Below are 12,076 nucleotides of genomic sequence, written 5' to 3'. Positions count from 1 at the left end.
TTCGGAGTATTGTTTTAGGAAGGAAGGGTAGTTTTTTAATTAACCATTAATAATTGAAAAAGATAAAATATTACACTACAATATGTAATGGATGGGAGGCTGTTATATGACAATCAATAATTTTCGTTTTGACCAAGAAGGACTTAATCGTTTTTTCGGTCCGCTTGAGTCTAAAATAATGGACATTCTTTGGGAAGGCAATGAAAAGAGTATAAAGGACGTTCAACAAAAATTAGAAAATGAAAAACCGATAAACTTTAATACGGTTATGACGGTTATGAACCGTCTTGTAGATAAAAACATACTTACCAAAAGATTGGAAGGGAGAACATCTCTCTTTAAACCTGTAAAGAGCAAAGAGGATTTTATTAGCGACCAATCTAAAAAACTAACGGATAACCTTTTGGACGAATTTGGGGGATTAGTTGTAAATCATATGCTGGATTCATTAAATGAAGTTGATGATCGATTACTTCAGAAACTGGAACAAAAAATTGAACAATTAAAAAAGGGCAGAAAGTAAAATGGCCTGGAAACATAAATCAATTGCCGTTTTAGGTTTAGCCCTTTTCTTTGCGATCATTTTGTTTGTTCAAATAGCTATGTACCTATTAAATATTCTATTTGGCCCATTAGAGCTATTTAATATCTTTAATTTTTGCGTTAGCCTATTTGAGAAAGGCACATTTGCCCATTATGCAATCTTACTAATTGTGAATGCTTATATTTTTTATACCGTTTTCATCATTTGTAAAAAAATCGTTCAGCAAATCTTGCTATTAAGTTCATTTCAAAATAAAATCCAACTACTAATTAATAACGATAAATCCAAACAATTGAATCAAACTTTTAATAGAAATAATGATGATATAGTTGTTATCGATTATAAAGAGCCTTTGGCATTTACATTTGGTTTTTTTAAACCTGTAATTGTCCTTTCTACTACATTAACTGAAATGTTAGATTCAAAGGAATTAGAAGCAGTCATCTACCACGAGACTTCCCATCAAAGGTATTATGATGGAGTTAAGGTTTTTATTTTACAAATCATTTCAGAATCTATATGGTATATCCCTCTTACGAGATGGTCCTATCAGAATTATCGGATTATGATTGAACTAGTTGCAGATGAATATGCTATTAATCGGATGGGATCAGAACTTGGATTAGGAAGTGCTTTATTAAAGCTAATTAAGAAGAAGCAGCTAACAGTTAATTCAAATCTTACTCCAGCAATTGTGCATTTTGCGGATACTACAGTCGATTACAGGCTTCAACAATTGATTAATCCGCAACAATCTATTCCCGTTAAAGTTCAGACACGATCAATCGTTATCTCTTTAAATGTATTTATTTTAATATTATTCCTATTAGTTATTGCCTAACAAGGATTGGAGGTAAAGTCCAATCCTTTATTTATTGATTGGTTAATAGATTAAGTTGTAGAAAATTATTATCTCTTGACCATTTACAACAGTTTACACTACAATAGGTAGTGTTAATTAAGTTATTTCATGTAAAAGGGAGAATATGTTACCTTTTAACACTACGATTTGTAGTGTGGAATTAAAGACATTTAGATTTTGAAAGGAGAAAGTAAATTGAAAAAATCAGAAGTCGGGACACTAATTCTAAGGTTATTTTTAGGGTTATCATTCTTTATTCATGGTGTTTCAAAGTTTCAAAATGGGATTGAAAATACTATAGGTTGGTTTGATAGTTTAGGAATTCCAGGTTTTGTTGGGTACATAGTCGCCATTATTGAATTAGTAGGGGGTCTGTTGTTAACAATTGGATTTGGAATACGATATATCGCAGCTCTCTTTGTATTCATCATGATTGGAGCCATTTGGAAAGTAAAATTGGCAGCAGGTTTCATGGGAAATGGACAAGGTGCGGGGTTTGAATTGGATCTTGCCTTTGCGGTCATGGCAGTATATATATTCCTAAATTCAACTTCTGCTCTTTCTCTTGATTCAAAATTGTTATCTAAAAAACCACAATAAAGATGTAAATTCATAGAGAGATTAAAAGTTTAAATAGAGGGTGAATAGATGTTTTCAGGAAACAAAAAAACAAAAAAATCGAAAAATCAATCATCTAAATTTATATTCTGGGTGATTGGTTTAATAGCTGTTTGTCTAGTCGGTATAATTTTTTTATCAAATACGGCTAAAAAAGAAGCAATAGACTATGAGGGACAACCATTTTTAGGAGAGAAGTCTGCCCCAGTAAAAATAGTTGAATTTGGTGATTATAAATGTCCTTATTGTAAAAATTTTAATGACACACTTCTCCCGAATATCGAAAAGGATTTTATCGATACAGGAAAAGCTTCGTTTTATTTCATGAATTATTCGTTTATCAATGTGGATTCTACTCGTTCTGCAAAATTTGCAGAAAACGTCTTTAAGGAACTGGGAAATGAAAAGTTTTGGAAGTTCCATGAACTATTATATGAAAAACAGCCTGATGATACTGAAGCAGAGCAAATGGATATATATTCAGATTCTTTTCTTAAGGACACTTTAAGCGAAATTGTCTCTGAAGCAGAGGTGAAAAGAGTGGTTAATGCCTTTAAAAATGACCAATCAAAAGAGGCATGGGAAAAAGATATGAGTGCAGCTAATAAGTTAAGTATTACAAGTACCCCTTCGATTTTTATTAATGGTGTGAAATTTGAAGGGAACACCTATGACGATTTCAAGAAGCGAGTAAACGAAGCAGCAAAGGAAGAGTAATTTCTAGAATAAAAAGTAATACATCAAAAAAGGTGGTACATCGTCTTAATCGATGAGCCACCTCGTAAATTTATTTCTTCTCTTTATCGTGGTCATCATCCATTATGCCCTTTGTTGACTGTTTAAATTCTCTAAGTGTAGATCCTACGGCACGACCGAGCTCTGGGAGTTTTTTCGGCCCAAAAACAATTAAGGCAATCACAAATATCAATAATGCACCACCAATTCCTATATTAGCCATTTCAAATTCCTCCAGATTATTTTACGAAAAAAGCCGTAAAATACATGATTAATATTCCAAGCGTAAATCCAGTAAAATTCATCCATGATACAACTGGTTCATTATTCTTTTTGTGTTCTTCCATCAGCATTTTGGAAATAACGAATATTACCTGTAAAATGGCACCTGCACCAACACCTAAAAATACTGCACCCCAAATTGGTGAAAAAATAAACCCTCCGAACCAAGTTCCCAATATCGCAGGGGCACCTGCAATCGTGCCTAATAACACAAATTGGGTAATCTTTGGCTTACTCTTCAGTAATGGTGCAGCAATCCCAATCCCTTCAGTAATATTATGCAGAGTAAATCCGATTACTAAAAATGTACCCAATGCAGCTTCACCCAGTGCAAATGATGAGCCTATAGCCAATCCTTCACCAAAATTATGAAGACCAATTCCTGTTGCCATCAATAATGAAATTCCCAGTGGAGAATAACCCGTTCGTTTTTGTCTTTGGTTTTGATATTGATCAAATCCAACCAGTAAAAGAAATGAAAGAACTGTACATATAATCACAACCATGTTGCCTTGGAATACTGACGGTGCTTCTGCTCCTATTTCAAATCCATCAAATAACGTACCAAAAAATAAGAATAGCAGGAGGCCAACTGTGAGAGCAAGAATGGCATTAATCCAGCTTTTTTTCAAACGTTTCATAAATGGGAACCATAGTAATCCTAATGTAATGGGAACAATTCCTACATAGAAGCCAATAAATCCGTAGTTCAACACATTATCCCATGAAAATTCGGGAGTTAAGGTGGCTGCATCAATAACAGCTTCTGTTATTATCCCATTTTCAGATATTAATAGAATTGTATGAGGATCACCTTCTACCCATGGATACTTAATCGTCACCTTTCCATCTTCAAATCGTTTAAGTGTTGAATCAGGAGTTATTGAAAAATTCCATACAGAATCATCCACAATCACTTGAGATATGGTCAATGTCTCTGGGCCAGTATTACTGACATCTAGCTCAAATCCTGAAGGTACAATTTTAATCTGTTCAACATTTAGAACCTCTATTGGAGCAGCAGGATCTCGTTCCACTCCAGCCCCATTTTTAAATACCCACCCCAATACAAGCAGTAACAGAACAAGTGGAATAAGACCTGTAATTAACCACTTTGATTTCATAAACATGATGATCACTCCTTTCTATTCAACCTCAAAGAATCCCATCCAGCCAAGTTCTGCAAACTCACTAACATGAGCGTGAAACATATATTTTCCCTTGTACGGAAAGCGAACTTCAATGATTCCACGTTCCCCTTGGCATTGCATGATGGTATCAGTAAATTGAGTCGGATTGTCGTTTCTACCAGTTGGAATATAGGTAAAATAATTTGCGTGTAAATGGAAGGAGTTTAGTAAGTCAAACTCGGTTAAATTGCTCAAATAGATGCGGACAAGTTCATCCTTCTTGATTTTAATTGGATGATTCATAAAGGCAAAAGCGTACCCATTCACCGTATAAAATTCGTTTGCACCGTCTAAATCTAAATCAAAAGCATTCATGACCATATTTAATTCTAGTGCAGGTTCCCTTGGAGTTTTTGGATCTATAATAAAATTACCGTATAACCCTTTATGAATATGTCGTCGTAGCGGTAGAACATGGCAATGATAAAGTTGTAATCCATATGGATTTGCTTCAAATTCATACGTAAATGATTGACCTGGAGCGATAGGATCTAATCCATCCATGTCTGGTGGGTGAATCCCATGAAAATGAATAGAGTGTGGATGACTCCCACTGTTTGTAAAATGAAATCGTAGAAGATCGCCTTCGGTACAGCGGAATGTTGGACCTGGAACGGTTCCGTTATAAGTCCAGCCTGGAAATTTAATTCCATTTGCAATTTCAATTTCCTTGTCAATCGCTACAACTTCATATTCACGTAAAGTCCGACCGTCTGAAAGTTTTGTTGCTTTTCCATAATCAAATTCGGTTAAAAGACGTTTAGCCATCTTATAACCCTCTGTTTTTGAAGAATCATACTTATTGGTGTGATTTGCAGAATGACTATTGTGATTGGAAGCATGATTCTCTGCATGAACTACATCTGAAAAGGGTGCCACTTTATTTAAATAAATACTGCCTGCAATCCCTAGTGCTCCAGTAGTTCCCATTTTTAAAATATCTCGTCTAGAAATTTTATTTTCCGCCATTCTTTGACCTCCTCTTAAAAAGTTTCCTTCGTGCAAATTTATTTGTCCTTGGCAATACTCTATGACAAAGACAAACTTATTGTCAATAACCAAATATAAGTTTTTATTAAAACATTCAAATAATTGTTTGACCATTGGAATACCTTTTTATATACTAATAATCAAATAGATATTTGAATGATGAGGGTAAATTTTTTTGAAACACGATGATATATGTGAAGCCTTTGTCCAATTCTTAAATTTCTCGGTACGGATATAGGATTGGATTTTTATGATGTTCACAAAATTGTTGAAAATCAATACAAATTAATACAAGAAACAAATGTTATGATAAAAAGAATGTATAGAAAAATAGTGGCTATGAAGAAAGGAAATACAAGATGAAAAAATTACTTTTCTTACTAATTAGTATGTTGGTGATGATTCCAACAATCGCAAGTGCACATACAGAATTAACTTCATCCAATCCTGCTGCAAATCAAATAGTTAAAGAGGATCTAAAAGAAATCGTTCTTACATATGAAGGTAAGATTGAATCCTTAAGCACCATGACTTTGGTAAAAGATGGGCAAGAAGGACCCTTAGTAAGTGTTACACCAAAAGAAAATCAATTAATAGGTACATTATCAACACCGATAGAAAATGGCTCCTATACGATTAAATGGAGTATTGCTGGTGAGGACGGTCACCCCATAACAGGTGAAATTCCATTCACTGTACAAAAAGAAGTTAAGGAGGAACCAAAAGCTGAAACAAAACAGCCAGTTACTCCCAAAAAAGAAGAACCTAAAAAAGAGAATACCAAACAGGAAAAAACTAATAGTGAATCGACGGATAAGACATCTAATTTGAACACAATTATTATTGTAGTGGTACTCGTAATTTTTATCATCGGTCTATTCCTGTTATTTAGAAGGAAGCGTTAAGAATGGGGTTCGTAATTCCTATTACAGAATTCGGAAGTTATTTATTGTATTCCATCCTTGTTGGACATGTGGCGTTACAATTTGTACCAGAAGCCAATAAGCCCAAAATAAATATTCCGAAACCAGTTTTACTGCTTTCTACACTTGGACTGATTATCTTTTCGTTAGGACCCATTATTCAAACCGTTTCCTATTTTCAGGATGGTATAGGTCTTGCACTAGCAACGAAATCTGTTTTGTTAGACTTTCAAGTGGGCAAAGCTTGGATCTTAATAGGTTTAATAGCAACATGTTTATATTTAACGATTTTGCTAAATGGCTCAAAATATATACAATCATTATTATTATTGTTAATGATACTAACTGTTGGGTATTCAAGTCATGTTGCTTCACTGTCATTTTGGGCTGGGTTATTATCTCACAGCATTCATTTTTTATTAGTTACATTATGGACAGGCATACTGATTAATGTTGCCTGGTTCTCAAAAGAGGAGACAAATTGGTCTAAATTTTTAAGGTGGTTTACTCCATTTGCAGTTTTATGTTTAATCATCATTCTTTTAAGTGGTATCTATCTGATGTTATTTTTGGTTGAACCAAAGGACTATGTAAAGGCTTGGGTTTTGCCTTATGGACAAATGCTGCTTTTAAAGCATATTAGTATAATCCCTGTTTTAGTTTTTGCCTTTATAAATGGTGTACTTTCAAGAAAATCATTAAAGATTTCATCCTTCAATCCTAGACCATGGATAAGAGGGGAAAGCGTGATTCTTTTATTCGTTTTTTATTTCACGGCTGTGATGGGAACGTTATCCCCACCACATGAAGTTGAATTTACCGTGAAGTCGGAGGGTGCATCGAAGTGGGTGGAATGGTTATGGGGGAAAAATATCCTTTCAACCTTACAAGTGCATTTAGCACCTTCATTCCAATCGCTATTGTTAGTTATTCTTTCAATGCTATTTTTGTTAATGATTTTGTTCAGTTTTAAACAGAAAAGACCTATATTAGCAGTAGCACTTGGTGTGACTTTTATCATTGTTTTATATATGGGTTTGATGTTCTCTTTGTCCATTTAAATTTTAAAACGTAAAAATCGCTTCAAAAATTGCTGGATAATAACAGAAATCAAATCATAAATTACAAGAATAATTTAATACAGGAATATATAAAAGATGGTAGCCATATTATTGGCTGCTTTTTTGTTGCCTTTAGAAAGTACGTGCTTAAACGTCCAACAAATAACCCAAGATAATATCATTTCTAAATGTTAACCGACTAACTAGGAGATTGTCCCAATCATTGCTTTTAAGCCTAAAATACAGCTAAATATCATATGTTAGTAAGAAAAATTTTTTAAGCAAAAACGGATTGTATAGGGAGGATCTTTATGATTGAAGAAATAAGGTTAAGCAGTTTGGTAACATTGCTTATTTTTGGTGCTATGTTTTTGGGTGGATCCTCCATTCGACTTATGATTCATTTCTTAAATAAGAACTCTTTTTACTTACAAATCCTTTGCGGAGGAATGTTAACAGGGATGTTTGCATTTGATTTACTTCCTGAAGTATTTAGCCATTATCAAACCATCGGTATTTTTACGGGCATATCAATCGGTATCTTTATCATGATAACAATGGAAGTTTTCTTACATAATAAATCTTATCTTTATCAAGGTGATCAAGAGACGCTTTATCTTTTATTTATAGCATTAATCATACATAGCATCCCTACGGGGGTCACGTTTGGAATTAGCCTCCAACAGGGTCAACTGATAAACTTTGGACTTTTGGCAGCTTTTATTCTCCACCATATCCCCGAAGGTATGATTCTTATGTCATTAATACCAATTACAAAAATGAAAAATGGATTGTTTACAATTTTTTGCTCAACACTATCGATAGTGATTGGCCTGAATATCTTTATGGGACTAAATATGAGATGGGATTTATTAAAATGGAACACTGTCATGATGGGAATGACAATTGGAACCATGGGTTACGTTACATTTTATGAACTGCTGTGGAAGAAATCGAAAAACCTGCCGAAAGGAAAAGTAGCTTTCGTCGTTCTTTTGGGGATGATTGGTATTCATTATTTCCTAAGATTAATTGGTCTTTGAAAGACTACCTGATGTTTAGGTAAATCTAAAAGGAGTAATTTTTATGCCGCACTCCCAGGGCTCTTTATGTGGTATCGAGATAAAAGAAATGTTATCAAAATTTACAATAAATTTACTGAATATCCATCTCCCTACAACACAACTAAATTACTATTATAACTGTTGAATAATATAAAAGGGGGCAAGTAAACATGAAATCTCGTTTTAAGAAGGCTATTCCTTTAATCGCAACGACTGTTCTCGCAACCACTGCTTTTACAACCCAAACCTTATTTAATCAGGGTGGTAATCAAAAAGCGGAAGCACAAGCATTCTCAAAAGAAGATGTGAAAAAGAAAGACGCTACTTGGCTTGCAGGTGATCACCATATACATAGCGAGTGGAGTGTAGGCTGGGACAATTCTACAAACCCTCCAACGGCAATTCGAGGTGGAGATGCCATTTATCCAACTGTAAAAAATGCGACAAATGCCAGAAAGTACGGACTTGATTGGATGGTCACAACGGATCACGGCGGTCCGAACCATTCTAAAGTGAATTTAGAACAAGCATATCCTGAATTATTGAAATCTCGTCAAGCAGTACCTGAAGTTCTTCAATTCTACGGAATGGAGTTCGATACACCATCTGCCGATCATAGTTCATTAATTATTCCAAATGGGGATAATGAATCGCAAACACTTTATGACATTGAAAGCAAGTTTAATACTCGTGAACCATATCCGAATGATGGCAGCAGAAATACTGAGTCTAACATGATAGATGCTCTTAACTATATGAAAGGACTAGAAGAACAACCTGTTCTTTTTGCCAACCATCCTTCTCGTTCTGCAAGCGGGGATGCAAAGTGGGGGCAGGATACACCACAGGAATTCCGTAATTGGAATGATACAGCACCGAATGTTTCTGTAGGTATGGAGGGTGCTCCAGGCCATCAAGCGGGTGCGATCAATCCAGATGGGTCTATCGATCCTAGTGGTACTCGTGGTGGATACGGAAATTATCCGACAATGGGCGGATTCGATCAAATGACGGCTAAAGTTGGAGGCTTTTGGGATTCAATGCTAGGTGAAGGAAGACATTGGTGGGTAACTTCTACTTCTGACTCACACGTCAACTGGCGTGATGGAGGCAGCGACTTCTGGCCTGGTGAGTATTCGAAAACTTACGTAAAAGCAGAGAAAAACTACAAAGATATAATGGAAAACCTTCGTAATGGTCATGTATTCGTTACAACTGGTGACCTTATCTCAGAACTAGATGCTAAAGCACAAGCTGTAGGCAAAACTCCAATGCATGCTGAGGCGAAAGGAAATACAGCATCATTTGGTGAAACTCTAACTCTTCCAGGGAAGAAATCTAGCGATGTAACGGTAACGATTCGCCTGAAAGATCCAAATGCTGCGAACTCTCATGGCGATAAGCCAAATGTAAAACGTGTAGACTTAATTATGGGTGTTGTAAAGGGAAAAGTGGAAGACCGTTCAACTGCTGCTAATCCTACAACAAAAGTCGTGAAACGTTTCACGGAAAGTGACTGGAAACAAGACGGTGAATATATCACCATTTCCTATACATTAAAAGATGTGGATAATGATAGCTATATTCGCTTGCGTGGCACGAATACAGACCAATTAGAACCAGTAGCAGATCCAAAAGGCGAGAACCCATGGACTGATCTTTGGTTCTACTCAAATCCAATTTTCATCAACACTAGTAAATAATTAGGACAAATGGAAACTTGACGAGGGGCATAAAAACTCCTCGTCTTTCCATTATCTTGGTGAGACAACATTGAAAAAACATAGAAATGGACGTGGATATAGTGAAAAAGTTATGGTTCCCTATTTTGCTCATCTTTCTTTCATTAAGTTCTTTCCTTCCTCCCTCGGCATCTGCTCATACCAATAATAGTGAAGGTTTTTCCACCATTGAAGTCAAAGAGAAATCATTGGATTATGAATTGAAGCTCGATTTGGAAGAACTAGGGCATGCACTGAATAAGGAAACGGATCAAAAGCAGTTAATTGACCACAAGGTTGTGCAGCAATATATTAATTCCCATATAAAACTTTATACAGACAGCGAACTGATTGAAGGTAGCGTGGTAAAAACAGATGTAGAGATGATAAAGGAGCGTCCTTTTGCGGTTATTAACTTGGCGTATAAAACCGAGCATAAACCAGAAAAACTAGTAGTCCAATATAATATGTTTTTGGATGATTCTGACCCAAGCCATGCGAACTTTGCCACCATTAAAATGGATGGGAAACAGCAAGAAAAAATTCTTACATTCGAATCAAGAGAATTAGAGATTGGAGAAGTAAGTTTCTTACAGAATGCGAAACAGTTTTTAGTTCTTGGATTAGAACATATTTTCACAGGTTATGATCATATCCTGTTTGTTATTAGTTTGCTTTTTGGGGCAAAAACAATTCGTCACATTTTATCCTTAGTAACAGCCTTTACGATTGCCCATAGTATCACATTAGCATTGGCAACTTTCGATATCATTCATCTACCAAGTAGATTTGTAGAGTCTGCTATCGCATTAAGCATTATTTACGTTGCACTCATTAATATTTTTAATAAGGACTCAAAACACCAGCCATGGCTTGCTTTTGGTTTTGGATTAATCCATGGATTCGGTTTTGCAGGAATCTTAGCGGAAATGAGATTAGACACAAACCATATGGTTACGTCCCTTGTATCCTTTAATTTAGGAATTGAAATAGGTCAATTAATAATCGTTTCCTTAGCATATCCGCTAATTTTGTGGATCAAGAAATTAACCTTTAAACCAATTAAATGGGTCATCCCTGGAACCTCAGTAGCTATATTAGCATTTGGACTAGTATGGTTCATTGAAAGAGCTTTTTAAATGATGGATAGAAAATTATAAAATAATTAATCGCGGCTAACATTTCAATAGTTCTTTGCTTGCCCCTCTGTATAAATCTGGAAATATTTTCATAAGGTTATCTTAAAGGGGGGATCAAAATGTACTATACGAAATCTATAGTAAGTGGAATCATTGCGCTGGTTATTATCGTGGTTGGCTTTTTTTCGAGTACATCCGTTGATTCTGGATATAGAGGAGTTCTGTTACAATTAGGGGCCGTTAAACCGACGATTTTAACGGAAGGATTTCATTTTAAGATTCCGTTTATTCAAACCGTTCAACCCATTGAAGTCCGGGTCCAAAAAGAAGAAAGTTCGCAAACAGCTGCCTCAAAGGATCTGCAAATGGTCACCGCCATGGTGGCCGTAAACTATTCTGCTGATCCAGATGCGGTGAATAAGCTCTATCAAGAAATCGGCTTGGATTATCGTACCCGCATCGTTGACCCAGCAATTGCCGAATCACTAAAGGCAATCACCGCCCAGTACACAGCGGAAGAATTAATTTCCAAACGACCGGAAGTATCCGCAAAAGTGAAAGATATGCTCGCAAGTAAATTAACTAAATATTATATGATTCTTGAAGATATCAATATCAAAGAATTTGCTTTTAGTGAAGAATTCAATAAAGCAATTGAATCGAAACAAACCGCGGAACAAAATGCGTTACGTGCAAAAAGAGATCTCGAAAGAATCAAAATCGAGGCCGAGCAGAAAATTGCTCAAGCTGGTGCAGAGGCTGAAGCCTTACGATTGAAAAAACAAGAGGTAACGGCGGAATTAATCCAATTAAAGCAAATTGAAGTCCAAGAAAAGGCTTTAGAAAAATGGGATGGCCGCTTGCCAAGTGTAACAGGCGGAGCCACTCCATTTGTTGATGTGGAGGGACTTTCAAAAAAATAAGCTGGGATATGTCTCACGCAAACC

General features: G+C 35.6%; 13 protein-coding genes. 10 read left to right on the top strand and 3 right to left on the bottom strand.

Features of this window, described 5'->3' with window-relative positions:
• The first annotated feature begins 106 nt into the window (after nt 1–106).
• From COE25_RS11070 to COE25_RS11055, 4 genes are all read left to right on the top strand, one after another.
• Entirely contained in the window at nt 107–523 is a 417-nt protein-coding gene (locus tag COE25_RS11070; protein WP_098932687.1) for a BlaI/MecI/CopY family transcriptional regulator, read from the top strand.
• Between the two features lies 1 nt (nt 524).
• Nucleotides 525–1,385 (top strand): M56 family metallopeptidase, encoded by an 861-nt coding sequence (locus COE25_RS11065; protein WP_088089757.1) that lies wholly within the window; start codon nt 525–527, stop codon nt 1,383–1,385.
• 216 nt (nt 1,386–1,601) lie between these two features.
• Nucleotides 1,602–2,006, top strand: coding sequence for a DoxX family protein (locus COE25_RS11060; protein WP_098932686.1), 405 nt, complete (start codon nt 1,602–1,604; stop codon nt 2,004–2,006).
• A 48-nt stretch (nt 2,007–2,054) separates the two neighbouring features.
• Entirely contained in the window at nt 2,055–2,741 is a 687-nt protein-coding gene (locus COE25_RS11055; RefSeq protein ID WP_098932685.1) for a DsbA family protein, read from the top strand.
• A gap of 70 nt (nt 2,742–2,811) precedes the next feature.
• Here the strand turns inward: COE25_RS11055 and COE25_RS11050 are convergent, their stop codons facing one another.
• Genes COE25_RS11050 through COE25_RS11040 form a run of 3 tightly spaced genes read right to left on the bottom strand, consistent with a single transcriptional unit; the run spans nt 2,812 to nt 5,200 of the window.
• Nucleotides 2,812–2,982, bottom strand: a complete 171-nt coding sequence (locus COE25_RS11050) for a twin-arginine translocase TatA/TatE family subunit (RefSeq protein WP_088089754.1) — start codon at nt 2,980–2,982, stop codon at nt 2,812–2,814.
• Between the two features lie 16 nt (nt 2,983–2,998).
• Nucleotides 2,999–4,165: a ZIP family metal transporter gene (locus COE25_RS11045; protein ID WP_098932727.1), complete on the bottom strand. Its 1,167-nt coding sequence runs from the start codon at nt 4,163–4,165 to the stop codon at nt 2,999–3,001.
• Between the two features lie 21 nt (nt 4,166–4,186).
• Entirely contained in the window at nt 4,187–5,200 is a 1,014-nt protein-coding gene (locus tag COE25_RS11040) for a multicopper oxidase domain-containing protein (protein ID WP_098932684.1), read from the bottom strand.
• 380 nt (nt 5,201–5,580) lie between these two features.
• Here COE25_RS11040 and COE25_RS11035 point away from each other — a divergent pair, with 380 nt between their 5' ends.
• From COE25_RS11035 to COE25_RS11010, 6 genes are all read left to right on the top strand, one after another.
• On the top strand, nt 5,581–6,126 hold the full coding sequence (locus tag COE25_RS11035) for a copper resistance CopC family protein (RefSeq protein WP_098932683.1): 546 nt from the start codon (nt 5,581–5,583) through the stop codon (nt 6,124–6,126).
• A gap of 2 nt (nt 6,127–6,128) precedes the next feature.
• On the top strand, nt 6,129–7,205 hold the full coding sequence (locus COE25_RS11030) for a copper resistance D family protein (RefSeq protein WP_098932682.1): 1,077 nt from the start codon (nt 6,129–6,131) through the stop codon (nt 7,203–7,205).
• A gap of 311 nt (nt 7,206–7,516) precedes the next feature.
• A complete protein-coding gene (locus COE25_RS11025) occupies nt 7,517–8,248 on the top strand; it encodes a ZIP family metal transporter (RefSeq protein ID WP_098932681.1) in 732 nt (243 codons plus the stop codon).
• A gap of 191 nt (nt 8,249–8,439) precedes the next feature.
• Nucleotides 8,440–9,972, top strand: coding sequence for a CehA/McbA family metallohydrolase domain-containing protein (locus tag COE25_RS11020; RefSeq protein WP_098932680.1), 1,533 nt, complete (start codon nt 8,440–8,442; stop codon nt 9,970–9,972).
• 101 nt (nt 9,973–10,073) lie between these two features.
• Nucleotides 10,074–11,129 (top strand): HupE/UreJ family protein, encoded by a 1,056-nt coding sequence (locus tag COE25_RS11015; protein WP_257208773.1) that lies wholly within the window; start codon nt 10,074–10,076, stop codon nt 11,127–11,129.
• Nucleotides 11,130–11,248: 119 nt separating this feature from the next.
• Complete coding sequence (locus COE25_RS11010) at nt 11,249–12,052, top strand: prohibitin family protein (protein WP_088089747.1); 804 nt, start codon at nt 11,249–11,251, stop codon at nt 12,050–12,052.
• Nucleotides 12,053–12,076: the final 24 nt, after the last annotated feature.

The sequence above is a fragment of the Bacillus sp. AFS031507 genome (genome assembly GCF_002584635.1).
GTDB lineage: Bacteria > Bacillota > Bacilli > Bacillales > Cytobacillaceae > Neobacillus.
This window is presented reverse-complemented; position numbering and strand designations above follow the sequence as displayed.